We start from the raw sequence: 25,039 nt of genomic DNA, 5'->3' as shown, positions 1-25,039 counted from the left end.
TTCTCCTCAAATCACGTTGCTTTTAAGCTGCGTTATTGCGTTCTCAAATAGACGTTGTTCTTTTGCCTTGTGCTCTACCGAGAAGCGAATCGAGCTCACAACGCATGTAGCTGTTTGAAACCAATTTTTTTTACTCGTTGACGACACCCAATGCACAGCAAAGTCATAAAAAGAAATAAAAAAAGCGAGCCCCCTCTTAGAGAAGGCTCGCATCGCTGGAACTGAAAATTTAAATAATTCAGATGTAACTTTTTTATGCAATAAAAATAAAGACATGACCTTCACTCCGACTGAACGTAACTTCTTTGTGTGTACGGTTGCACTCACAAACTCGATCAGAACGGACATCGTTGGCCGTCTTTAAAACTCATGGTCGTCTTCGACCTGTAATTAACTAAGCATTTTGCATGCCAATATTTAAAAAACTCAAAGCAATAATATTTTTTATTTTTAATTTCATATAGATAGTAATTTTTAATATGTAAGCAAATAATCAAGCCTTATTTTGCTTGCTCTATCACTGCGCACTTATAGGATTTAAATAAAACGATGCCTTGCTACAAAATGAGACGTATTTTTGCACCAATATTGACCAGCCCTATGATTTGGCTTACTAAAGTGCCACTAATTCTTGATTTTTTCTTTAATTTTCGATGGCACTAATCTTGCTTAAAAACTCATAACAAAAACGCGTCGTATTGGCGCATTTTCTTAGCCTGATTTTCTGAACTTATGCCAAAACTCAAAATAGCCCTTATTGATGATGATCATGCGCGAGCCGACTATATAAGAAAAAGTTTGCTTGAAAATGATTTTGAAGTGGTTGCTTGCCTTACTTTGGACCACTTGAATATCTTTCGTCTCGAACATTTACAAGCCGATGTGATCTTGCTTGATATGGATCATCCTCACCGTGACATTATTGAAAGCTGTGTCAGTAGCTATGATCTACCTACAGTCCTATTCACCAAAAATTCAGATAAAGACACCATCAAACAAGCCATCGATGCGGGGGTAACGGCTTATATTGTAGATGGCATTGATCCTGCTCGCTTACATACCATTTTAGAAATCTCAATTGAGCAATATAAAAAACACAAAAAACTCGAAGGTGACTTAAAAGAAGCTCAAACCAAACTCGCTGACCGCAAAGATGTTGAAAAAGCCAAAGTTTTACTGATGCAACTCCATGGCCTGCCTGAAGATACAGCGTTCCAGCTTCTCAGAAAAAATGCGATGAGCCACCGTATAACAATTGGAGAAATGGCACGGCGTTTACTTGACGCCCAAAAATTACTTGGCAATCACTTAAAGGATGAATAAATGAGCACACTAGAAAAGACTCAATTACAACTCGGCTATATTCCTTTGCTTGATTGTCTTGCTTTACTTTGGGCTAAACAAAGAGGATTTTTTGAAGAAGTAGGTCTAGAGGTTACTTTAGTTAAAGAAGCATCTTGGGCAAGTCTTCGCGATCGCCTGGCTTTTGGCTTACTAGATGCAGCGCACTGCTTATCTGCAATGTTACCTGCGGCCGCAGTAGGATCAGATCAAATTGGTACAGCCCTTCAAACATCACTGGTTTTAAGTGAAAACCGTGCTTTCATTAGCTTAAGTCAAAAACTTACGCATCAACTTGCAATTCAAGAAAATGATACAGCTCAAATAACGGCGCAAAAAGTGGCGAGCTATCTTGAACAAGGTCATTCTCTTTCTTTAGCACATGTGTTTAAACACTCCATTCACCATTATTGTTTAAAAGAATGGTTAGCTTTAGCAAACCCAGAACTTGCGCAGTCTATTCAACTCAAAACCTTACCACCACCTTATATGGTCGAAGCGCTCGATAAACATGTGATTGATGGTTTTTGTGTGGGTGAACCTTGGAATACCCAAGGTGAGCTACTAGGTTTAAGTAAAATGATTTGCTCAAGCCAGAACATTATTCCCACTGTGGCTGACAAAGTTTTAGCTGTAACCCAAGAATGGGCTGAGCAGCATCCACAAACGTTAGTTGCACTTACCGCTGCAATTATGAAAGCTCAGCAAGAATTGAGTGAGTTACAAGACTTTGCGCCAATTTTAAAATTATTGGTCGAATTTGGAATTGTTCGTTTTCATTGCTCAGAAGAAGTGCATGTCGACAAATACTATATGATTCAGGATATTGTCCGTCATTTGGTAAAAGAAAGCGCTCTTCCAAAAGTAGAAGACTTTTACTGGCTTCTTAAGCAAATGCAAAAGTGGGACGACCTTCAGCTAGACCAAGCACAAATCACCGCACTGGGCCATCAATGCATCAACCTTCAAGCTTATGAACAAGCCAAACAGCGATATTCATCATAAGCTATCTACGGTTCAAATCAGCATAAAAAAGCTGGTGATAAGTGAAAGTTAAAAACTTAACACCAGCTTTTAGCTAAAATCAATTAATAATTAAAAGTATAACTCAAACCAAAGGTATGCCCTTGTGTCCGCATACTAGCCACTGGTGAAAAGGTAATTTCTGACTGCTAAATAGTCTTTATTCCACACATTATAAATTCCAAAATCCACTCGCCCCTTAAGCTGGAAAATTCACTACGGCATCCATAACCGCATAACCCTTTATTTTTAGAGAGATTACCATGTTAAATAACCAATAAAGATTCTATACCCATAATAATAATGACTACTATTTACATCCATAATGATAATGACTACTATTTGCACCAATATTAATATTTACTAATTGGAAATAAAAATGCGCTTGCTACCCTTCAGTCTTTGCGTACTTACAACAGCAATTTGTACCCATCTTTATGCCGATGGTTCAATTCAAACAACTACCGAATCACAAAATGCCGAAGCTAAACTTCCGACAATTGTGATAACAGCGACACGTACACCCAAAAGCATTGCTGAAATTGCAGGAACAGTTCAAACCATTTCTGCTGATGAAATTGCGCAACAGGCTGGTCCAGGTCGTAAAGTTGCAGATGTTTTGGCACAACTAGTTCCATCTTTAGCACCAAGCAGTGGAACGAGCAGTAATTATGGTCAAACTATGCGTGGACGTAATGTACTGGTGATGATTGATGGCGTATCACAAACGGGTTCACGTGATGTAGCCCGTCAGTTGAATAGTATTAGCCCAAATATGATTGATCATATTGAGATCGTTTCAGGTGCGACCAGTATCTATGGTTCAGGTGCGACTGGCGGAATTATTAATATTATTACCAAACGTGCTGACAAGTCTAAGCCTGTTAGCTTTCAAACAAAATTAGGTGTGACATCAGCCGATAATTTCCGCGGTGACAGCCTGGCTTATCAAGTTGGCCAAACGGCTTCATTTGCAAATGATAAAGTCGACGGTTTTCTTGGCATAGACTATACCAATCGAGGCTCTCAATTTGATGGTAATGGGAATCGTATTTCATTAAGCCCTTGGCAGGGTAGCACTATGGATACTGACACCGTTGATGTGAATGGTCGTGTAAACTTTAATTTAACAGATAATCAGACTCTTAGTTTTGGTGCTCAGTACTATAAAGATGAACAAGATACAGAATATGGGCCTGATTATTCTTATTTGCTCACAAAAACAGATCCATCTTACAAAGCTGTCAAAGGTTGGAGCTTAGATAATCAGCCGTTTACTGAACGTTATGCTTTTAATACACAGTACCAAAATCAGGATTTCTTAGGTCAAGTTCTGAATGTGGAAGCGTACTATCGAAAGGAGAAGTCACGCTTTGTACCTTATGGTTATTCAGCTGACGGTGTTAGTGTAAAGCAAAGTCAATCAAATGTGGATTATGCAGGTATTCGTTCAACTTTACAGTCTGATCTTGTTGTTGCTGACCATGATTTAAAACTAACTTATGGCTTAGACTATGACTGGGAAAAAGATCATCAGTGGGCGGACTACTATATGCCAAGCAATAATGGTTTAGTTTATACCCCAACTGGAGAAAAACAAGGCTCAGGACCAGATACTGAAATTCAGAATATTGGTACCTTTATACAAGGGGACTATGCAGTAACAGATCAGCTTAATATTCAAGCTGGAGTGCGTTACCAATATGTTCAAGCGGACACAGACAGCTATTTAACTGCACGTAAGCCGTATACATTAATGGCTGCAGACTCTACAGATTCAGATAAATTCCTGTTTAACCTAGGTGCTGTCTATAAACTCACTGATGCTCAGCAAGTCTATGCTAACTTTTCACAAGGCTACAGTTATCCAGATGTGCAACGTGTATTACGTGATGTTGCAGCATATACCTTAACTACTTCTGGTATTGCTCCGATCACTGTGAATAGCTATGAACTAGGCTGGCGCTTGAACCAAGATAAAGGTTTAAATTTGGGCCTAACAGGTTTTTATAATACTTCTGATAAAGTCGTTCAATTTAACTCGGATCGTTCTGTAAATGTTGTTGATACCGATCAGCGAATTTATGGGGCTGAAGCAACAGTAAGTTACCCATTCATGGAAAATTATAAGGTAGGTGGGACTTTAGGTTATACAAGAGGCCAGTACAAGGATGGAGCCAATAATTGGCATGAGTTAAATGCTTTTGCAGTTTCACCAATGAAAGGTACGTTGTTTGCCGAATGGAATAATACGGCAGGCTATGGTGTACGTGCTCAAATGCTTGCGATCAAAGGAACTGATAAAGCTTATAAAGACGATCTAGAGTTAAAATCAGTTGGACTGAGTGATAGTAATAGCGCAGCAGAGATTAAAGGTTATACAACTATGGATGTATTAGCACATTTCCCTGTGGCGAAAGGTCGTGTGGACTTTGGTGTCTATAATCTATGGGGAAATCAATATAAAACTGTATTCGCTCAACAAGCAGCAGTAACCAATGCTAACTCATTGTTAGCAATCCCAGCCGAAGGTCGTACTTTTGTGCTAAGTTATACTATAAATTATTAAATTTAGAACTGGGAGAGACTGTTCTAAATTTTCTAAAATTAACGTAATATGCCTTATTATTTAATAAAAAGTCCAACCCTAGTGTCTGGACTTTTTTAATGGTTTGTCACGTTTAACAGTTAATTATCAATCAATTTTTCACAATTTCATGTAGCCTCTCTTGTTCTATTAGAGAGAAATACAGATATTAAAATTTGACTTTTTTTAACAGTCTGATTTAGGTTTTCCCCAAAAAAACTTGCCCCTCTTTCTTTAATCGATCATGGATTAAGATGGTATGTAAGAGCATATGATTATGAAAAATGATGCTATATATCAAACTGGTCCTGACTATTTGAGATAAAAAATTAAGTTGTTGATTTATTATATTTTACTGTACTCCCATTTCTGATTCATTTAGCCCATTACGTTGCCGATAACCTCCACAGCGTGAGTAAAATTCATTTCGATAACAATGATACAAAACTGCTGTTTTTTCCAACATCTTTATTTTTTTCTGCGCTCGGTAAGCAATATCTTCTGCAATATAGGCATAAGATTTCACATTTTCATCCGGTTCCCCCACAATTTTACTGGCAGCTGTATTTTCAAAAATAAAATAACTCATCATGCGCATGACAGCTCTGAAATGCCCTTGCCCAAGCACATGTTTTTCACCGAGTAAAATATGCCAGCCCAGATCAGAGTCATCAGCATCATAATAAAGTGCCAGTCGATCGCGCTTGGCTTCATATATCTCAAGATAACCAACATCAGTATGTTCAATCGTAATAATAAATAACCGCTGATGATCATCACAAATCATCTTTTCAAAATAAACTGCCAGTTCAAGCTCCGGTTTATTTAGCTGCCACTGGGGAATCACATGAGGTTCATGCATCCATTTATACAATAATGGAAAATCCTGCGGGAGTTGCACAGCCCTTAATCCATAGGCTTTTCCTCTTTCCTCGTAATGGAACTCATCCAACAGCTGTGAAGATAATGTCATCATAAATATTTCCTCAATTCAATTTTATGCAGATGCAGTAAAGTGGTAATAATCCTGTGCTGAATGTTCGCTAAAAAACTGATTCCGTTTCTGCCGTTCTTGGATTTCCATTTGCTGAAACTGCTCAAGATGATGATGGGCAATATCTGGACTCAAAATAAACACACCATCAGCATCTCCAACCATTAAGTCGCCAGGGGAAATACAGGTATCTCCCACCTGTATTTGCTGGTCAAACTCCACTACACACTCTCCCTGCTGACGTGTAGTCAGACAACTGACCGATGAAGCAAAAACGGGGACTTTCATGTTTCTTAAAGCAGTTACATCCGTTACAGCACCCAATATCACTACAGCGGCAAGCTGATGATATATGGCAGCGCGATGTCTCTGTTCTCCCCAACAGGCACGATGTTCCAACTGACGTGCATCAATGACCAGTACATCACCCGGTTGGCTGTTCAGCAAAGCCTGACGCAGTGCCATACCATTGACTGAATGCAATGTAGCCGTACGCACTCGGCCCACCGCATGCCCAATTTGGTTAATCGCATGAATCTGTGGTAAATGCCCTTGGTCCAATACATGACCAATGGTTGAACTGGCAATACCTGCATAGCTCTGGATTAAATTATTTAACTGGTCTTGCATGAGTATTTACCTCTGTGTTTATCCTGTCTCAGTAATGGACAGCTTGCACAATATTCTTTCTGTGCTTCAGGTAACTGAAAATAAAAGCAACATTTTTTACGTTGGTAGGTAGTGGACGATTGCTGCCGACTCTGATCCAGTAAATAAAATGGGTTCTGTTTTAGACCCAGATCAGCTGCAGGTAAATCTATCAAAAACTGCCGTTGAAACTGGATACGGCTGAGTAAGGCTTGGTTCCCTCCTTTTCTGTTCATCATGTCGTAAAATTGCAGAATCCGTAATGCAGTATTTTCCCACAACAAAAATTTCTGTACTTTCCCTATACGGGCGAGGACATCAAATAACTTTTGCAGGTCATCCAGTATGAATCGCACATATCCTTCAAAAGATTGCTGTTTTCTACTGATTCCATGCTGTAATTGAGGCAGATTAATCAGATGCAGTGTTCTATCCCAATACCAGTCAGGAGGCAATACTGTGGAAATACAGGATATTTCCCATGGCAAATCAATTTCCTCAGAAGTCAAGGCATAAAAATATGGAAATAACAGAGGAACAGCCCAATATTTAATGAACATGGATGTAGTGCAGGTTAAACTCACTGCACCCACGCGGGAACCAAAATCATTTAATGCTGTCAGACATGCAGAGGGATTTAGCAGATCTGTAAAACTCAGTATCTGCTGATCCTCTACAGATAGCACATCAAATTGAATATTCAAGCGTTCAGCCAGCAACTGCCGAAGTACTGGTATATTAGATTCTGTCATTTTAAAACCAGACTCAATATTCAATACTGCAATCTGTGACTGCACACCTGAGTTTTCTCTATTCATGAAATTAAACAACACTCCTGAATACATTCGGCACAGTTCCCATACTGCTTGGCATACTTCCTACCCGATTATCTTGCTCAAGTAGCGGACGGATCAGTTGCTTATATGGCCACAACTCACTATCAAACAGGATATGCTTTAATTCAGCGCGGGCTGTATCCGTAAATGGCACATCATTCAGCGCTTGCTGTAACTGCTGAGCCAATACGCGCCATAAATCCGCCGAGTCAATCTGATAGAACTCTGCAACAGTTTCCAAGATACTCGCCAAATTGACCTGTATACCGAGTGTTTGCAGATAGAGAATCAAACTTTTCACACTGTCGTGATACAACGTAATACGAAAATCATGTGGACTCAGGTACTCAGGATCAGGCAGACCCTGCTGCTGCATCCACGGCTGATAAATACGGACAGAATCATGGTCACGGAGCATGAAACCAGCGAATTGCCCGTGTTCTAGTACAATACAAATATTTTGGCCGTGAATTTCGCCCATCAGACCAAGACGGAACAGGCGCAAATTCACCTCAAAGAAATCACGGCATAATGCAGCAAAAGTATTGCAGATATGCTGTGGTGTGATCGTTAAATTCTGCCATTTTAGAATCAAATCAAATACACATCCCTGCCCATCCATCAGTTGCCCTAAGCTAGCCATAGGAATAATCTGATAAGGTGCTTGTAACAACTCAGCAGGAATTCTACGGCGCTGTGCAGCGAGATGCATCGGCCGTTCATTGAACAGCATTAAATTATCTGGCGTTAAATTATCCTGTTGCTCTGGAAGATAAGCCCACCATTGATTTTCATCGCATAACCATAGACGTCTCTTCAGTACCTCATCTTTTTGCTTAGCAAGCTGCAATAGTTGCTGATTCTTTTGCCCATTGATCATTTTTACAATCGGCAAAAAACGCAATGAACCCAGTGACTTAACTGCAAGTGGTAATTTCAGACTATCCTGTGGCTGTGTCGCTGAAAGAAGACTTCTTAGTGACGAACTGGCGTACCAACCGCTAGACTGGAACGCTAAGGGGATAATGTCCTTATGATGCAACTCTTCAGAAAATTTGTCGGACAGCACATTCTTGAACTGCCACGCATGTAGGGGAATTGCTAAATAGCTATCCCCCAGCGCTTTTTCATCGCACTCCTGTTTCAATATCAGGAACTGTTCCGCATTCAGAAAAATACGCGCAGGTTGCTGCCTGCTGATCTCAGTAACATCCTTCCCATAGACCAACTTTTCTTTATTTACTGCAACCCAGTGAACATTCATATCCTGAGCAAATTCAGGACTGAAATACTGATATTCATCGGGACTAAAACCGTCCTTTAATTTGGCCAGCGGATGATAGGGACGATCCCGCAAAGCAGCATACTGCTCCAGCTGTATAAATAAGTCTGCGGGATGCTGCGTTAACCACTCTGAGAAGGACAATTGATGTTGCTGAGACAATTCTGCATGCAACATTGCCTGTTTTAAATCTGCACGAAAATCTGCCAGTTTTGATGTATCAGCAGAGTTGAAGCAGTGTAATTGCTGCATGAAGTCAAATAGCTGCAATGCACTTAGTTTCTGAACATGATAATCCTGTGCTTCGTCCAAGCTAAGCTTACAGATTGATGCTCCAACATACATCTGCCAACGCTGTTTAAAACCCTGTTTCAGCGGTAGAATCAAACACTCAGTCTGTGCAGAATTAAATAAAACTGCAAAATGCTCTCCAGCTGTATAACTGTCAAAAATTATTTCAAGTCTACGCTGAAACCTTTGTCTACATAGTCGTTGAGCTTCATCCTTTGTTAGGATCTCCGATTCTGAAATATATTGCTCAGCAAGTAGACTATTAACCAAATCCATCAATATCTCCTGCCCTGAAACGGCAGGTGAAAACACCATAGTATTCATTTATTTATTCCCCTAAACAGGCTGACGGAAATGGAACAGAGGGTTATTTACATAACGCATCTGTACATCACCATCACCGAATAAGCGGCGGCGGGTTAGCGATTCAATACAATATTGCTCTGCAAAGACATCAAACACAGCATAGCGTGACTGGTGTTGGGGATATTGCTGCTGAAAATGATGAATAATATCTGCTGCTTTTTGCCAGAAGACCTGTTCACTAAAGTCAAGGTGCTGTTTTAGTGTTATGGCAATATCACTCAATGCAACAAAGAATAGACAAGCGCAACTAAAATCCCGCACTGCATTTAGGTCATCCGTGAGAATAAATGACATACGATTAGCTTTCGCATGTTCTGCGGGTAATGCATGCAAGACCGGAAAAGCTTCTGGATGGGTCAGATGATCAGGACTGAAGCGGACCCCATCATGAAAATCCTTTAAAATGATTCGTACTGGCCAGCCATTACGATGAACCAAAATAATATTTTGCCCATGCGATTCAGTTCCAATTCCTTCAGCAAAGAGTAAATATAGAATTGGCTGAATGACCACAGACAGCAATTGCCCAACCCATGCATCCACACCATACTGATCCAGCCAAGGTGCGATCAGTAACTTCCCATCCTTCTGGACATGACCAATTCCATTCAGAGGAATAGCATCTTCACCAGATTTTAGATACTGCTGAACACTTTCACGCCACAAACTGGCAATAGTTCCATATGCCTGTTTGGCATGTGATTCAGGTAGACGAGTGAAATCCACTGCTGAGGCATGTACTTCACCAAGAATATCAAAATCCAATTTTTGGGCAATTTCACTGTTCTTTTTTAAACCCTGGAGCCAATCTGTAATTAACGGCCCATTCATTGCTGTATGTGTCGCCAATATCCGTGAACTTGAGGTATTTGTCAGACTCATGGACAATTTGATATAAGGCTTTTCAGGATGTTGCAAATTGGTCAGTGTTCTCAGTGACTGCTGAGCAATATAGGCATATTCGCCTCGTCCCAGATAAACAATCTTCTGTTCAGCAATTTCCTTAAAGAACACATGCACAATAGTATTTTCCCATTGCCATGGATGAACGGGTAACCAAATATACTCATCTGCATTTTTTTGCTGACCTAAAACCTTTGTAAACTCTTGCTGATCCTGTTCAGTCAACTGCTGCTGCAGGAAATCATCCGCATTTAAATGACTGGATGCATTATGGGAAAATATGGACTGATGTACTGCAATCCACACTAGATGGATAGGTTGTGCATATTCCACCCCATATTTCAGATTATCCTGCAGGTTAAAACCCACTCGGGATTTATAGCAAGGATGATAGGGATGACCATCCATCAGATAGGTTTCCAGCACATCATAACTATATTGTGCTGCTGGTAGTGCATATTCATTCTGGCAGTGCTGAGACTGCACATCATGAATAAAAGTTCGCTTCAACTCACTGATAAAACCATCAATCTGGGCTGCTTGTGGAATACTTCGGATGACCTCATCAATCACCAAATTCAACTGCGCAACCGTTTTATGTCCCTGATGATCCTCACGGATGACATCTGTAGCATTCATGCGTACGAGGCCAAAACTGAGATGTCGCTGTCCTGCAGCTATATAACGTACCGATTGCCTTTGTGAATTGATCACATCTATATAAAAAACACCATCCTCAAACTGGGCTGGAATCACCTCTTCATAAATCAATGCCTGTAGCAATTGTTTGATCACACGCTGTTCAACTTTTTTCATCGTGGCTTGATCAGGTTGCTGCCAAGCCAAAGTACTTGTATTCACAGAATGTGTGGTCGTGGAAAGTGCTGGATGTAAATTGCCCATTATTTTTACCTTTATTGATTTTGGACCAAAACGTCCGCTTGCTTTTGACTCGGAAACCTCCATGCCGCGGGTAATGCCAACAGCATTACGCCTGCACAGATCAAAAACAGTTCCCGTATCGCATGAATTTGAGCAATTGCGAGTTCTGGTAAATATGGAATATTGTGTGTACGAATTTGCAGATAGAGTGCAGCAACCACGACAGCAATTGCAGCGCAAATCCGGCGCAGTAAGTTATTAACAGCGGCTCCCTGAGTCACCAGTTCTTGATCTTCCAGACTATTTAATCCAGCTGTTGTCGCTGGCATATAAGACAAACCAAATCCCAGCCCATGCAAAATCATACAAAACATCAGGGATATAACATGTGTACCTGGAATCAATGCCAAACCAGCGAATGCAGCAACAGTCAACAGAAGACCAAAACAAATTAATTGCCGGGCGCCATGTTGATCGACATATTTACCCGCCCATTGACTACATAGACTGGTGGTCAGCGCACTACTCATCAGGATCAGCCCTGTCCATACTGGACTGAGCTTTAAAGTATTTTGTAACAGCAGTGGAATCAGGAGTAAGGTAATGAACAGTCCGATAGTATGTACAACTGAAATAATCACACTGTAGTTAAAACCACTACTGGTAAATAGTTGCCAGTCAATTAAAGCATGGGGCTTATTACGACTGAACCAGAAAAAGCCACAACATGCCGCAATGCCTGTACTGAACAACAACAGAAACTCAGACGTTTGGATGTCACTCAACTGCTGGATTTTGCTCAAGCTGAGCAGCAACGCTACAATGCCCACAGCAAGCAGTACAAAACCACTCCAGTCAAAACGTAACAATCTCAAATTAGTCTGCTGTGACGGCAACCACCGTAACCCCATCACCAATGCACAGATCGCCAGCGGAACATTCAATAAAAATAACACCTGCCAGTTCCACCACACCAAAACCAGTGCACCCAGCATGGGTCCGCATGCCAAAGTCAACATGATCATGGCACCCCATAACCCTGTAGCAGCACCCCGCTGCGCAGGCGGAGTTACCATAAATATAATTCCCAGAGACAATGGGATCATCAATCCACTTGAAAAGCCTTGTAAAGCACGAACCAGCAGTACAGTTCCAAAATGCCCTGCAAAAGCACCATACAGCGAGCTCAAACCAAAGACTATCAGTGCAGTCAGATATACCTGACGTTTACCAAATCGCTGACTCACATAACCTGTGAGTAATAGACTCAGGCTCATACTCAGCAGAAAAATAACCATCACCCAGCTAACTGCTGTTTCATTGATCTGAAAATCATGCATCAATTGAGGAATAGCGGGGTTAAAACTACTGTTGTTTATACTGACCGTGCCAGTTCCCAACATCACACAGATCATCACCCAACGTTGTAACCCTGAAGATTCAGGATTTTCTGTCTGCAACAGTGGTTGTGGCTGTTCAGCCATCTCCTGTCCCCTGTGTTATTTGCTCATGACTTTTAAATACTGATCATCGTTTTTCCCAGAGGGACGCGGCATGACTGTATTTGTTCGGGAATTATTTATCTTGAATTCAGTCGTCAAGGCCTGACTATCCAGCTGAAAATCCTGAAAGCCTTGTTTCCCATCTACATCAAAATAGTTTTCTTTCAGAATCTGATTGGCAATCCGTGCGGAACGAAATGCACCCAAGCCCAGATCTGGAGTCCCAACGCCATGGTGTTGGAGACTGGTATTTTGTATATAGATCTCACCATCCCCTTGATACTGCAGTTGATGATGCTCACTAATTTTCCAGCGTTGCTGGGTATCTAATACAATCCCGTCATTTAGCTTATTCAGGAACGTCTGTGCAGGATATTGATAACCCGTTGCTGCAATCACGGTACTTGCCCGTAGTTTCAACACCTGCTGTTGCTGAGTCTGTAAAAATTCAAGTTGAATATTATTCGGCCCATGTAACTGTGCATTCTCCAACTGATAATTGCCGGCAATAGTCACACAGGTATCCGCTTGTCCAATACTACGATGATAAAGGCGCTCATAGATTTCCTGAATAGTTCTGCTACTGATTCCCTTGTACAAGTGGGCTTGTGCGGTTGGCAGAGTATCCTTGAGAGCTTCTGGTAAATGGTAGAAATAACGCATGTAATCTGGACTGAAACTTTCCAGACCCAATGGTGTATTTTCCATGGGTGAAAAACCTGCGGAGCGAGTCAACCAATATAAATGAAATTTGGGCTTACCTGTTTCTGATGAAATCTGCTGATCAAATAAATCAATAAAAATTTCCGCTGCAGATTGACCAGAGCCAATCAGTACCACATTGCCAGAAAGATTATCGGTACACTGCTGTAGATAGCTAGAAGAGTGCAAACAAGATACGGTTTGTTCTGAAATTGTTTGTAATGGTTTGGGTAGTCGCGGTACTGTTCCCACCCCTAATACCAGTTTGCGGGTCTGATGAATGGACAATCGCCCACGCTGTTCAGCAATTACCTGAAAACCTCCAGAGATTGGAGCAACGTCTACCACTCGATGACCAAAATGTAGATCATGCAACTGCTGTACTACCCACTGGCAATAATGGTTATATTCTTTGCGTGGAATATACAGATTCTCACGAAAGTAAAACTTATAGAGGCGTTGCTGTGCCTTTAAATAGTTCAGAAAGCTATAAGGGTTTGTCGGTTCAACCAGACTGACCAAATCGGCCATAAAAGGGACCTGCAACATCGCACCTGGCAACTGTAAGCCTGCATGCCAGTCAAAATTTTCCCGTTTTTCAAAGAAACAATACTTCAATGAAGCATGCTGATTCACCAACGCAGCAAGACTTAGATTAAAGGGCCCCAGACCAACACCGATGAAATCAAGCATAGTCGGCCTCCTCAATAACTTGTCTAACATAAAGTGGATTTTTTAAATCAACATAGATTGATTGCTGAGAAATATCAGCTTGTAACTCATCCAACTCATACAGACGTGTCATCATATTGCCTTTATAAGGAAAAGTTTCATGATGTAAAACAGTCTTTAATAAATTGCTTTCAGGATATTTCTGATAGGCCTGTAACAGGTAGGATTGCAGCATTTCAATTAATTGTTGCTCCTGAACGGCGCCAGTCATACCTATGGCATTAATCAGACCAAATAAGGTATTACCAATAAAGTAATAACGGAAACGTTCATCCACCAGTGACAATGAGCACACTGCCTGACCATCTGTTGCCAATGTCGGATAGTGTTTCAAAATTTCTGTGGCAAGCTCACGGATATAGTAAAATCCTTGATTATCCCTAAACCATACTGTTTTAGGCATACCCTGCTCCAGTTCAATCAAGGTATTCTGTTGGTGTGCCTCAAAAGCCATTCCATATTCATGATACAACTCCATCAATGGCAGAATGGTCATTTCTAGGAAGCGATCAAACCATAACAAGGCAACTTGCGACTGAGACTGACCTGTTTGTTTTGAAATATCTGCAAAAATTTCACTGAAACGATTTTTTGCCAATACAGGATGATCCTGACACAATGAAGCAATACAAGTCACATCATCACTGACCTTAAATGGATTTTCACGCAAAATACAGATGGTTTCATCTAGTACTTGACCATCAAATTTCAATGCAATCCAAGCAGGATCACTCAAAGCCTGAAGGTTCGGATTTCTCTGCCTAAATTCACTTAGACAATCATCATGCCACAGCTGATAACTCAACAAACCACGGTGGCATTCCTTATACAGATTGACCCGAACTGAATTAGTCACAGCCACAGTCATAGATGCCTTGAACATCCAAGGTGATTGCTCACTGTACAGGGTACGTACTGAAGTTGTTGCCTTGACATCCCAGCCTAATGCGCCCAAATCAATCAATTTCTCTTCATGTAAAAGCTGTTGATACCATTCCTTATCCTTTAGATAACGTGCCTGCCATGGATGTAAAGGCAACAAGGCATAATCAGGAAATTGGGCTATTTTTGCGCGGTGAAAAGAATTGAAATATGGTTCTAAATCATGTTTGAACTGTGTGGGAATATCAATTTTATGTGCATTGTCCGAAGCAATATGCTCTGGGTGCACATATAGAAATTGCATTTTGAAGGTATTCTGTGTTTCAGGTGAAAAAATCTTCCAGTCATCCTGTACAAAACCCTGACGACTTTTTGGTGAAGGATGCATGCTATGGCCAAGTACCAATGCCTGTTCACTCTGAATAAAATTTTGCTGTTTTACTATAATCTGATCAAAACCTGATTCACGATAACTGAGAAATTGCTGCAGTGCTCTGTGACTCTGAATCCAACATTCTAGCAATGAAGATGCATCAAGTTGCTGAGCTTTGGATTGTTCAATTAAATTTTCCAGTAGATTTGACGCAATATTTACAGGGCTAAGTGCCAAATATTGACCTTCCCGCTCGACCCATGGCAAGTCAGCAAAACGGTGTCGCCCCACCTGACTGAAATATTCAATCGGTGCATAAAGAAACCCATTGACTGCGTGTAAAGGGATACTTAGTAAAACTTTACCCTTACCTCTTTCTATTAAATGAGGAGATTGTTCTGTTAAAGAGAGAAAACGTCCATGACCTGTTTCTTGTAAATATGAGTTCACTAAATGCTGCAAGGCAATTTTATTTGTGATTGATCTCATCAGGATTACTCTGTGGAGGGATAAATACCTATGGAGAATATCCACATTTAATTGCAAATACAAATGATAATTATTATTATTTACATTCAATATTAAAAAATTACATTACCTTAACAACTCTTCATTTTTTTCACACAGTAAAATCAATTCAAATCACTCAAAGTAAAAAATTCAACCTTAAATTTCCCAAAAATACTGATCAATGTAAAATTGAATCAGATGAATTTATCGTAATTAAACATGATATAAATCTCAGTTATTTTATGATTTTTAACAAAATAAATAGAAACTTAGCCTCTTCAAAGCTTTCTTCGCGTTTCTGAATAAAGCTAACCACTTAGTACTACCTCTGCTTGATGCAGGGGTAACGGGTATTGTTTTCCCTCGTATTGAAAATGCTCAGCAAGCACAAGAGGCCGTGAACTATTGTCACTATATGCCACTTGGGCAAAGAGGACTCAATTCGACAAGGTTAAATCGATATGGCTTGGACGATTTAACAAGTTTTGTTCAACAGGCTGCAAACGACACCATTGTGATTATCATGATTGAAAGCTTAGAAGGACTAGAACAGCTAGATGAAATATTAAAGATCGAAGGCATTGATATTATTCTTGAAGGTGCTGCCGACCTTTCTCAATCGATGGGAATGCCGTGGCAATCTGGTCATCTAAAGGTGAAAGAAAAAGTTCAAGAGATGTATATAAAGACTAAAAATAGTCAAAAGCATTTCTGTGCCATTCCTCGACAACCTGAAGATATTGAAGCGTGGAAACAACAATCTGTTCAGCTTTTTGGGGAATAGATACCTACTCCCCTAATTCATTGAATAAATTTCAAATATATTATTTTTAAGCAATTAATAATATTATTAATTACAATGATTCTCATTTATAATCCGTTCAATTTAAAATCACTCTCAGGGCGAGATAATGGCAAATAAGAAAACTAATAAACTTTTTACAAGAAAGTCTGAAGTTAAAAATATAATTCCACTTCTTTCACTTGGTGGGGCCATTTTTCTTTCAAACTCAGCTTTTGCAGCCTCAGCCTCTGAGTCAACAGAAACAGAAAAGAAACCTGAAGCGCTTCCTACAATTACAATCACTGCTTCACGTGCAGATGAACTCTCTACTTCTGCCAAGCAAGTTACCAAGTTAGATGAAAAACAAATTGAACTTTTAAGAAATGGTTCATCTGGAAGTATTGCGACTGTTTTAGCGAAGGCCGTACCGGGCCTGTCGGATTCAAGCCGAACTATTACCGATTATGGACAAACTTTACGTGGCCGTAATGCCCTCATCTTGGTCGATGGCGTGCCGATGAACCTTACACGCGACACATCACGCGGACTTTCAGCAATTGACCCTGAAAGTATTGCCAATATTGAAGTAATTCATGGCAGTAACGCAATTTATGGTGGTGGTGCTGCGGGTGGTATTATTTCAATTACCACGAAAGCTGCGGGTGGTGAACCTACCGCAAAAACCGTCATTGGGCTACAAACGCCTTTAACAAATTTCCGCTCTGATGCTTTGGGCGGAGACATTCACCAATATTTCACAGGCAGCTTTAACGCCTTTGATTATGCATTCGACTTTGGTTATCAACATATTGGTAGTCCGTACGATGCAAGTGGTGACCGTGTTGCACCGGAACCAAGTCAGGGTGACCTTTATGATTCCGATGGCTACAGCGTAGGCGGTAAGCTGGGTTACCATATTGATGACAATCAATATCTACAATTCGCTGCAAACTACTATAATGCCGAGCAAGACTCAGATTATGCATCTGACCCAAGTGTGAAGAATGCTCCTGCTGGAACTGTACCAGCCAAAGCGATTAAAGGCTTAAAACTTAAAGATCAAAATAAAAATGAAAACCAGATCTACAATTTAACCTATACCAATAAAGACTTATTAGGTAATAAGGTTGATGCTCAAATTTATTACCGCGACTTCTTTACCCGTTTTTCACCATTTGATGCAAAAAACAATCCGAATCGAGGTGGACAGGTAGACCAAGTTTATCAAGAGAATAACGTACTCGGTAGCCGCTTAACTGTAACCACACCACTTGAGTTTTTAGGTGATACATCCCTAGTTTGGGGTGGTGATTTCAGCCGCGAAAAAAGCGAAATGCCTTTAGATATTTTTGATCGTGACATTTATGAGCAATCTGGTGGCCTAGAGTTTGTAAAAACCGGCAAGCTTACTTATTTACCAGAACTTACCACACAAAGTGTGGGTGGTTTTATACAGTTAAAACACCGTTTTAATGACCAATGGTCGGCTGAAGCTGGTACGCGTTATGAAGACAGCTACGCGCAAATTGATAGCTTTATTCCACTATCACAACTTGATCCTAACACACAATCATATAAGCCTAACCCTTATGTATATCAAGGTGGAAAAGTAAAAGCTGATGCATGGTTATACAATGCTAACGTGACTTTCTCACCGAATGACCAACACTCAATTTATGCATCATTAACCAAGGTTTTCAATTACCTGATGTTGGTGTAATTATTCGTAATGCAAATAACACAGATAAGGAAAAAAATTATGAATTATCATCTTCATTTTTAGAACCTGTAAAAGTTGATAACTATGAATTGGGTTGGAAAGGGAACTTCAATAACTTTTCATCAAGCTTAGCAGTCTTCCACTCTACTTCTGATCTAGGCGCTGTGCAGTCTTTCAGCAATGGTCTGGCACTTACTAGAACCAAAGAAAAAGTTACTGGTGTTGAAGCAACTTTTGACTATCTTGATGATGCAAATGTTTGGGGAACTGGTGGTAGCGTTACGTGGATGAAAGGCCGTGAAACACCTGAAAACGGTGCTGAACAAGACATGCCAGGTTTCCGTATTCCACCATTAAAACTCACAGCTTACGTTTCTTATAGCCCAACTGAAACTTGGACAAACCGCCTACAAGCAACTTACTTCGGTTCAGAAGACTATCGCTTAAATGATGCCACTATCTCTGGTCGTGCCGATGTAAAAACTTATACAACAGCAGATTTAATCAGTAGCTTTGCGCTTAACAAAAAAGACACTGTCACGATTGGTTTAGAAAACATGTTTAACCGCAAGTACTATCCTCTCTATAGTCAATTATTAAGATCTGGTAATAACACAAGCCATTTAGTGGCGAATGGTGCAACGCTGAAAGTGACTTACAGCCATAAGTGGTAAGCAAAACTAACTTAGAAAGTTTCACCAAAAAGGAGATTATATTGCTCTCCTTTTTTCTTAAAAAATATTAAAGCATTATCTATTTTTTCCATCGTTAACTTGAGATAAATCCACAGAACTACCCTAGTATTCTTCCAAAAACTTTGTTAACTTGATTTTGTTACATATTCAAAATGCAATTTTTTCAGCTCACACTCGACATCAGTATGTTCATGAAAACAATATCAATATGTATTTTTACCAATATTTTCAATGGGGCAAGTCAGAATGGACATCTCACACCGCGAAATTTACGCGCTTGTAGATATTAATAACTGTTATGTCAGTTGTGAGCGACTATTTAACCCTAAACTTATTGGCCTGCCAGTCGTGGTACTTTCTAATAACGATGGATGTGTTGTATCGCGCAGTGAAGAAGCAAAGAAATTGGGTATAAAAATGGGTATCCCATGGTACCAAATTGAAGAAGAAGCTCTCCAAGCGGGTGTACACGTCTATTCAAGTAACTACACTTTATATGCCGAAATGTCGCGTCGTTTTTTTTCAGTTTTAGGGGAATTCTTCTCGCCTGATGATTTAGAAGCTTACTCTATTGATGAATGCTTTATTCGCCTTACCCCTTACCTTCAATCTCTAGATATCCATTCATATTGTGACAATGTCGTAGAAACCTTAGAAGAATGGTTGAGCTTACCTTGCTGTATTGGCATCGGATATTCAAAAACTCAGGCCAAATTAGCCAATCACTATGCTAAAAAAATTAAAAGCTTTAAGGGAATTTGTAATTTCACTAGTTTAGATCCGCTACTGCTTGAAGACCTTATGCAACAAACTTCAGTCAAAGAAGTATGGGGAATTGGCTATCAATTGGTCAAACAATTACGAAGCTATGAAATTTATTCATGCTTAGACTTAACTTTTGCCAATGAGCATCATCTAGCAAAAGCTTTTTCTGTGGTTATGGCACGTACCATTCGTGAGCTAAAAGGCCAATCCTGTATTCAACTCGACGATCCTGCCATCTTAACAAAACGAATTTTAGCATCACGAAGTTTCGCTCAAGCTTTATCCAGCATTGAGATTATTAAACAAGCGCTTATCTTTCATCTCAATCGTGCTCACCGACGCTTAATGAAACAAGAACAGCTGTGTGCCTGCATTCAAGTCATGCTTTATGAAAAAACAGATAAACCACCTTATAAAAAAGCGTCATCTCAAGCAATAGGCTTAAATTATGCAACAGATGATCTATGTATATTAACAAAAGCAGCAATGCAACAAATTGATGTTTTATATAAAGAAAATAAAAAATATATTAAGATTGGAGTTTTATTTTGTGGTTTACACGCCCGTCAACATCACATTGATGATTTGTGGCAACCTCTTGAGCTGATTCAACAAAGACAACAACTCATGAAAACCCTAAGTACAGTTCGTAATCGATTCGGTAGCCACTATTTACAAGTTGGCTATCATTCTCGTAGTCCATCTTGGCATATGAAACAATGTCACCGCTCAAAAAACTATCTAACGAGGTGGAATGAGCTACTCGTGATTGGAGAGAATTCTGCAGCCGTTACACAAAATACATGAACTGTTTTTGTCAATTCAGTTTAAAATAAGCTTCATTAAATTACTTGAAATTTTGTCATTTTTTAACATTGCTAAATCATCGCAAAATTTACAATATATAAGCCGAATTTGGCGTACCCTTTCTGCGACAATTAAAACAAATTATAAAAAAATTGTAGAAACATATGCCATAATAAGCAAACTTTGCAGACATCTTGCAAAGAATATTTGCAACTTTAGAGCTGGAGCAATCTGAATGAGTTCGACCATTTTGGTGATTCATGGACCGAATTTGAATTTGCTGGGAAAACGCGAACCAGAAGTATATGGTCATCTTACCTTAGGTGATATTAACCAACAACTTGTTACCCAAGCTCAAAACGCTTCAATTACATTAGATACTTTTCAAAGCAATTGGGAAGGTGCCATTGTTGACCGTATTCATCAGGCACAAACCGAAGGCATAAAACTTATTATTATTAATCCTGCCGCCCTCACCCATACTTCAGTTGCTCTACGTGATGCCCTACTTGGCGTTGCCATTCCATTTATTGAAGTACATTTGTCGAATGTCCATGCAAGAGAGGCATTCAGACATCATTCATATTTATCCGATAAAGCAATTGGCGTGATTTGTGGTCTTGGTGCAAAAGGCTATAGCTTTGCACTCGATTACGCTATTGAAAAAATTCAACCATCTAACCCAAACTAGTTTAGGAATAGTCGCCCATGGATATCCGCAAAATTAAGAAACTCATCGATTTAATGATTGAGTCTGACTTGCAAGCGATTGAAGTTAAAGAAGGTGATCAATCAATCGCTTTAACTCGTCGTAATCCAGTCGTTGCTGCGGCTGGTGTAGCACTTCCGGCAGCTGCTGTTGCAGAAGCACCGGTTGCAAAAACACCACGTGGAGCAGTTGAACCTTCTCCAATGGTTGGCGTGTTCTACGCTGCGCCAAGCCCAGGCGAAGCACCATTTGTTAAAGTAGGTCAAACTGTATCTGCTGGTGAAACTTTGGGTATTATTGAAGCTATGAAAATCATGAACCCAATTGAAGCAACTCAAAGTGGCGTGATTGAAGAAATTTTAGTGAAAAATGGTGATGTTATCCAATTCGGTCAACCTTTATTCCGTTATCGCGCGTAATTACCTCGGGGACGTCTATGTTGCAAAAAGTTTTAATTGCAAACCGTGGTGAAATCGCTTTACGAATTACCCGGGCTTGCAAAACATTAGGAATCAAGACTGTGGGTATCTATTCAGATGCCGATAAGGATTTGATGCATTTACGTTTTGTTGATGAAGCAGTATGTATTGGTCCGGGTGCAAGTAGTGATAGCTATTTAAATATCCCGGCAATTATTACTGCTGCAGAAATTACCGGTGCCGATGCTATCCATCCCGGCTACGGTTTTCTTTCAGAAAATGCTGAATTTGCTGAAATTGTAGAAAGTTCAGGTTTCACTTTTATTGGCCCTCGTCCAGAACATATTCGCCTTATGGGGAACAAAGTTTCTGCGATTGTTGCCATGAAAAAAGCTGGCGTACCTACTGTACCGGGTTGCGACCATGCAGTGACCATCCACAATGCCTTGGCAGAAGCGAAAGAAATCGGCTTCCCGCTTATTGTTAAAGCGGCATCTGGCGGTGGTGGACGTGGTATGCGTATTGTTGAGCGTGTAGATACCCTACTTGAATCAGTTCAAGCAGCACAGCGCGATGCAGAAATGTGGTTCGGTGATGATACCGTTTACATGGAACGCTTTTTACAAAAACCTCGCCATGTCGAAGTTCAAATTCTTGGTGACGGTAATGGTCATGCGATTCATTTATATGATCGCGACTGTTCATTACAACGTCGTCACCAAAAAGTACTAGAAGAAGCGCCCGCACCAAATCTACCAGAGCAAGCACGAGCTGATATTTTAGAAGCATGTGTTCATGCATGTCAGTTAATGCAATATCGTGGTGCTGGTACGTTTGAATTTTTATTTGAAGACGGTGAATTCTTCTTTATCGAAATGAACACTCGTGTTCAGGTAGAGCACCCTGTTACTGAAATGGTTACTGGTGTTGATATTATTGAACAACAGTTACGTATTGCAGGCGGCCTAGGACTAGAACTTCAACAAGAAGACATTAAAGTTAATGGTCATGCAATCGAATGTCGTATCAATGCTGAAGATCCCACAACGTTCTTACCTTCACCAGGTAAAATCGAAAGTTTCTATGCACCAGGCGGTGCTGGTATTCGTTTAGACTCTCATATCTATCCAGGATACAGCATTCCACCTTACTATGACTCTATGATTGCTAAACTGATTTCTCATGGTAAAGACCGTGAAACTTCACTTGCTCGTATGCGTCAAGCGTTAGACGAAATGATCCTTACAGGAATTAAAACTAATATTCCTCTGCATAAAGATCTTATTTTGCAAGATAAGAGCTTCTGTTCTCAAGCAATGGACATCCATTACCTTGAAAAGCACTTGTTAAAGCAATTGGAAGAAAAGAAAAAAGCTGAAACTGCATAATAAAAAAGCCTCTTGTAAATAAGAGGCTTTTTTTTATATCTACTATTTTACGGAAGAACTCTACGTAAAGTCGCAAAACACTTCTCACCCTTAGCGGTTGAACAGAAGTTGATAGTATGATCATTTTTCCATTGAACAAAATATTGAGAAACATCACCTGTTTGATCTTGTTTCTGACCAGAACAATCCACTTTATTATTATCAAATTTAATTTGCATCACTAAAGCAGCTAATTGCTCTTTAGGATCATCGGATGGTTGATATTCATATAGACCATATGACCATTCTTGACCACTTTTGATCACTACATCATTACTACTACGGAAGTTATAATATTCCACACATTTCTTATTATTTGGAATTTCCATTCCCCATAATCCCATAATTTCAGGGCGCGTAACAATACGTATAGCATTAGGATTACTGGCAGTCCGAACGGGTTGTTCAGCTGGCTGCTGAGTCGCCGTTTCTGCCACAGCTAAACCGGAACAAGCCCACAATAATCCAATAATATAAATATTTTTCATAGATTTATTAATCATTAAACGCATGAAGTTAAGTTAGCATATTTTTTGACAAATTCACTGGTTCATAACCATATAAAAACAATATTTTTCAACTGTAACGTGCTACAACAAGTCATCAAACAATTTCATATTTACTTGCTTTTTTCAATATAAATGACTTTTTTACATTATCTCAAGCTTATGCAGTTGAAGAATCAATTTGTTTCGGCAGCCACATTACAAAGCATAAGCCTAAAAGTACAACCAAGCTGGCACACATGAAGATGAGCTCACCAGAAAGAATTTTCCAAAAATGTCCGGCCAGAACACTACCAGAAGCCACCCCCAACCCCCACATGGTGCTGTAAAGAGCTTGCCCACGTCCTTGTTGTCCAGCCGAGAAGTTTTGAAAAATAACTCGCATCGCAATTAAGTGAAATAGACCAAAACTGAAAGCATGCAAGCATTGTGCAAAAAGTTGACCAACAAAGTAATGTGAAAATAGTGCAACTAACATCCAACGTATGCTCGTCACTAGCAAACACACAATCACTAAACTACGCCACGAAAAACGTTGAAAAATCTTTGAAGCAATTGAAAACATAAAAATTTCTGCAAAAACACCCATAGCCCATAAAAATCCAATTTCAGTCGTACTAAAATTCAAAGATTTCAGAAAATTACTATAAAAACTATAAAAAGGCGCATGTGAAAAAAGTAAAATAAATTCAATTGTGAAAAATGCAGCTACTGCCGGCCGTTTAAGCACCGGAAGTAAAGATTCTAACTGCTTTTGCGACGCAGGTGCACCATCTGGTTCTCGGATAGTGAAAGACCAAATAAATGCCAATGAAGCAATAATTAATAATAAAATCGGAAGCATCGAAATAGGCACTATTTCTAGAAGTGCACCAATAACAAAAACACCCACAATGAATCCAACAGATCCCCATTTACGGATTTTGCCGTAAAGTTTAGCTTTTTGATCACCCAACCAAAATAAAGTGACCCCTTCAAATTGAGCTAAAATAGCATTTTGGAAGAAGCTAAAAATAAGCATGAGTAAAGCAATCGATTGAAATGTATTGGGAACTATAAAAATAGCCAACCATATACATGATTCCATCCAAGTCGCCAACCGGACAAGTAGCATTCGCTTACCAGATTTGTCAGCAATCCATCCCCATACCAAAGGTGCAAAAAAACGCGTTACAATGGCAATTGATGATAAGATGCCAATTTCTTGATAGTTAAATCCTTGATCTTGAAGATATAAATTCCAATAAGGCATGAATGTGCCAACAATAGAATAGTAAAAGAAGTAGAATCCGCCGAGTCTAGTTTGGATTGTAAGTGGTTGGAACAAGTTATAAACCTTAGTATTTTCAATAG

General features: G+C 39.8%; 18 protein-coding genes and 3 pseudogenes. 9 read left to right on the top strand and 12 right to left on the bottom strand.

Features of this window, described 5'->3' with window-relative positions; translation table 11 throughout:
- Positions 1 to 6 precede the first annotated feature (6 nt).
- The gene (locus ACINWC141_RS08490) at positions 7 to 348 is read right to left on the bottom strand and encodes a hypothetical protein (protein ID WP_034678056.1); all 342 of its coding nucleotides are present in this window, start codon (positions 346 to 348) and stop codon (positions 7 to 9) included.
- Between the two features lie 384 nt (positions 349 to 732).
- Here ACINWC141_RS08490 and ACINWC141_RS08485 point away from each other — a divergent pair, with 384 nt between their 5' ends.
- Positions 733 to 1,323 (top strand): ANTAR domain-containing response regulator, encoded by a 591-nt coding sequence (locus ACINWC141_RS08485; RefSeq protein ID WP_009390226.1) that lies wholly within the window; start codon positions 733 to 735, stop codon positions 1,321 to 1,323.
- Entirely contained in the window at positions 1,324 to 2,346 is a 1,023-nt protein-coding gene (locus ACINWC141_RS08480) for an ABC transporter substrate-binding protein (protein WP_009390126.1), read from the top strand. It begins immediately after the preceding gene.
- 83 nt (positions 2,347 to 2,429) lie between these two features.
- Here ACINWC141_RS08480 and ACINWC141_RS20500 read toward each other — a convergent pair.
- Positions 2,430 to 2,614 (bottom strand): annotated as a pseudogene (locus ACINWC141_RS20500) (hypothetical protein); the annotation flags it as partial.
- 129 nt (positions 2,615 to 2,743) lie between these two features.
- Between ACINWC141_RS20500 and ACINWC141_RS08475 the strand changes: the two are divergent.
- A complete protein-coding gene (locus ACINWC141_RS08475) occupies positions 2,744 to 4,933 on the top strand; it encodes a TonB-dependent receptor (protein WP_009390211.1) in 2,190 nt (729 codons plus the stop codon).
- Between the two features lie 370 nt (positions 4,934 to 5,303).
- Here ACINWC141_RS08475 and ACINWC141_RS08470 read toward each other — a convergent pair whose 3' ends face one another.
- From ACINWC141_RS08470 to ACINWC141_RS08435, 8 genes are read right to left on the bottom strand one after another with little or no spacing between them, the layout of a single operon-like run.
- On the bottom strand, positions 5,304 to 5,927 hold the full coding sequence (locus ACINWC141_RS08470) for a GNAT family N-acetyltransferase (RefSeq protein WP_034678052.1): 624 nt from the start codon (positions 5,925 to 5,927) through the stop codon (positions 5,304 to 5,306).
- 21 nt (positions 5,928 to 5,948) lie between these two features.
- Positions 5,949 to 6,575 carry an RraA family protein gene (locus ACINWC141_RS08465; protein ID WP_009390200.1) on the bottom strand — a complete coding sequence of 209 codons (627 nt, stop codon included), beginning with the start codon at positions 6,573 to 6,575 and terminating at the stop codon, positions 5,949 to 5,951.
- A complete protein-coding gene (locus tag ACINWC141_RS08460) occupies positions 6,560 to 7,438 on the bottom strand; it encodes a (2Fe-2S)-binding protein (RefSeq protein ID WP_009390139.1) in 879 nt (292 codons plus the stop codon). Before ACINWC141_RS08460 ends, ACINWC141_RS08465 begins: the two co-directional genes overlap by 16 nt.
- Entirely contained in the window at positions 7,416 to 9,326 is a 1,911-nt protein-coding gene (locus ACINWC141_RS08455; RefSeq protein ID WP_034678050.1) for an IucA/IucC family protein, read from the bottom strand. Before ACINWC141_RS08455 ends, ACINWC141_RS08460 begins: the two co-directional genes overlap by 23 nt.
- A 12-nt stretch (positions 9,327 to 9,338) precedes the next feature.
- A complete protein-coding gene (locus ACINWC141_RS08450; RefSeq protein WP_009390151.1) occupies positions 9,339 to 11,174 on the bottom strand; it encodes an IucA/IucC family protein in 1,836 nt (611 codons plus the stop codon).
- Positions 11,175 to 11,185: 11 nt separating this feature from the next.
- Positions 11,186 to 12,637 carry a DHA2 family efflux MFS transporter permease subunit gene (locus ACINWC141_RS08445; RefSeq protein WP_009390164.1) on the bottom strand — a complete coding sequence of 484 codons (1,452 nt, stop codon included), beginning with the start codon at positions 12,635 to 12,637 and terminating at the stop codon, positions 11,186 to 11,188.
- A gap of 15 nt (positions 12,638 to 12,652) precedes the next feature.
- Positions 12,653 to 14,050: a lysine N(6)-hydroxylase/L-ornithine N(5)-oxygenase family protein gene (locus tag ACINWC141_RS08440; RefSeq protein ID WP_009390199.1), complete on the bottom strand. Its 1,398-nt coding sequence runs from the start codon at positions 14,048 to 14,050 to the stop codon at positions 12,653 to 12,655.
- Complete coding sequence (locus ACINWC141_RS08435; RefSeq protein ID WP_009390222.1) at positions 14,043 to 15,833, bottom strand: IucA/IucC family protein; 1,791 nt, start codon at positions 15,831 to 15,833, stop codon at positions 14,043 to 14,045. The genes ACINWC141_RS08440 and ACINWC141_RS08435 overlap by 8 nt, the downstream gene beginning before the upstream one ends.
- Before the next feature lie 328 nt (positions 15,834 to 16,161).
- Between ACINWC141_RS08435 and ACINWC141_RS08430 the strand changes: the two are divergent.
- The 6 genes and pseudogenes from ACINWC141_RS08430 to accC form a co-directional block, all read left to right on the top strand.
- Positions 16,162 to 16,629 (top strand): annotated as a pseudogene (locus ACINWC141_RS08430) (HpcH/HpaI aldolase family protein); the annotation flags it as partial.
- Between the two features lie 136 nt (positions 16,630 to 16,765).
- Positions 16,766 to 19,032 (top strand): annotated as a pseudogene (locus ACINWC141_RS08425) (TonB-dependent receptor).
- Between the two features lie 267 nt (positions 19,033 to 19,299).
- The gene (locus tag ACINWC141_RS08420) at positions 19,300 to 20,625 is read left to right on the top strand and encodes a Y-family DNA polymerase (RefSeq protein WP_009390292.1); all 1,326 of its coding nucleotides are present in this window, start codon (positions 19,300 to 19,302) and stop codon (positions 20,623 to 20,625) included.
- 235 nt (positions 20,626 to 20,860) lie between these two features.
- Positions 20,861 to 21,316 (top strand): type II 3-dehydroquinate dehydratase, encoded by a 456-nt coding sequence (aroQ, locus tag ACINWC141_RS08415; RefSeq protein WP_009390157.1) that lies wholly within the window; start codon positions 20,861 to 20,863, stop codon positions 21,314 to 21,316.
- Positions 21,317 to 21,333: 17 nt separating this feature from the next.
- On the top strand, positions 21,334 to 21,753 hold the full coding sequence (locus ACINWC141_RS08410) for an acetyl-CoA carboxylase biotin carboxyl carrier protein (protein WP_009390171.1): 420 nt from the start codon (positions 21,334 to 21,336) through the stop codon (positions 21,751 to 21,753).
- A gap of 17 nt (positions 21,754 to 21,770) precedes the next feature.
- Positions 21,771 to 23,141: an acetyl-CoA carboxylase biotin carboxylase subunit gene (accC, locus tag ACINWC141_RS08405; RefSeq protein WP_009390091.1), complete on the top strand. Its 1,371-nt coding sequence runs from the start codon at positions 21,771 to 21,773 to the stop codon at positions 23,139 to 23,141.
- Positions 23,142 to 23,188: 47 nt separating this feature from the next.
- Here accC and ACINWC141_RS08400 read toward each other — a convergent pair whose 3' ends face one another.
- Together ACINWC141_RS08400 and ACINWC141_RS08395 are read right to left on the bottom strand one after the other, a co-directional pair.
- On the bottom strand, positions 23,189 to 23,692 hold the full coding sequence (locus ACINWC141_RS08400; protein WP_034678047.1) for a hypothetical protein: 504 nt from the start codon (positions 23,690 to 23,692) through the stop codon (positions 23,189 to 23,191).
- Positions 23,693 to 23,846: 154 nt separating this feature from the next.
- Positions 23,847 to 25,013 (bottom strand): MFS transporter, encoded by a 1,167-nt coding sequence (locus ACINWC141_RS08395; RefSeq protein ID WP_204389195.1) that lies wholly within the window; start codon positions 25,011 to 25,013, stop codon positions 23,847 to 23,849.
- Positions 25,014 to 25,039 lie beyond the last annotated feature (26 nt).

It is taken from the genome of Acinetobacter sp. WC-141 (assembly GCF_000313935.1).
Lineage (GTDB): Bacteria > Pseudomonadota > Gammaproteobacteria > Pseudomonadales > Moraxellaceae > Acinetobacter.
This window is presented reverse-complemented; position numbering and strand designations above follow the sequence as displayed.

Bases quoted from the DNA above. Each gene is read 5' to 3' on its own strand.
- ACINWC141_RS08490 (WP_034678056.1), bottom strand. From the start codon at position 348: ATGTCCGTTCTGATCGAGTTTGTGAGTGCAACCGTACACACAAAGAAG.
- ACINWC141_RS08485 (WP_009390226.1), top strand. From the start codon at position 733: ATGCCAAAACTCAAAATAGCCCTTATTGATGATGATCATGCGCGAGCC.
- ACINWC141_RS08480 (WP_009390126.1), top strand. From the start codon at position 1,324: ATGAGCACACTAGAAAAGACTCAATTACAACTCGGCTATATTCCTTTG.
- ACINWC141_RS08475 (WP_009390211.1), top strand. From the start codon at position 2,744: ATGCGCTTGCTACCCTTCAGTCTTTGCGTACTTACAACAGCAATTTGT.
- ACINWC141_RS08470 (WP_034678052.1), bottom strand. From the start codon at position 5,927: ATGATGACATTATCTTCACAGCTGTTGGATGAGTTCCATTACGAGGAA.
- ACINWC141_RS08465 (WP_009390200.1), bottom strand. From the start codon at position 6,575: ATGCAAGACCAGTTAAATAATTTAATCCAGAGCTATGCAGGTATTGCC.
- ACINWC141_RS08460 (WP_009390139.1), bottom strand. From the start codon at position 7,438: ATGTATTCAGGAGTGTTGTTTAATTTCATGAATAGAGAAAACTCAGGT.
- ACINWC141_RS08455 (WP_034678050.1), bottom strand. From the start codon at position 9,326: ATGAATACTATGGTGTTTTCACCTGCCGTTTCAGGGCAGGAGATATTG.
- ACINWC141_RS08450 (WP_009390151.1), bottom strand. From the start codon at position 11,174: ATGGGCAATTTACATCCAGCACTTTCCACGACCACACATTCTGTGAAT.
- ACINWC141_RS08445 (WP_009390164.1), bottom strand. From the start codon at position 12,637: ATGGCTGAACAGCCACAACCACTGTTGCAGACAGAAAATCCTGAATCT.
- ACINWC141_RS08440 (WP_009390199.1), bottom strand. From the start codon at position 14,050: ATGCTTGATTTCATCGGTGTTGGTCTGGGGCCCTTTAATCTAAGTCTT.
- ACINWC141_RS08435 (WP_009390222.1), bottom strand. From the start codon at position 15,833: ATGAGATCAATCACAAATAAAATTGCCTTGCAGCATTTAGTGAACTCA.
- ACINWC141_RS08420 (WP_009390292.1), top strand. From the start codon at position 19,300: ATGGACATCTCACACCGCGAAATTTACGCGCTTGTAGATATTAATAAC.
- aroQ (WP_009390157.1), top strand. From the start codon at position 20,861: ATGAGTTCGACCATTTTGGTGATTCATGGACCGAATTTGAATTTGCTG.
- ACINWC141_RS08410 (WP_009390171.1), top strand. From the start codon at position 21,334: ATGGATATCCGCAAAATTAAGAAACTCATCGATTTAATGATTGAGTCT.
- accC (WP_009390091.1), top strand. From the start codon at position 21,771: ATGTTGCAAAAAGTTTTAATTGCAAACCGTGGTGAAATCGCTTTACGA.
- ACINWC141_RS08400 (WP_034678047.1), bottom strand. From the start codon at position 23,692: ATGCGTTTAATGATTAATAAATCTATGAAAAATATTTATATTATTGGA.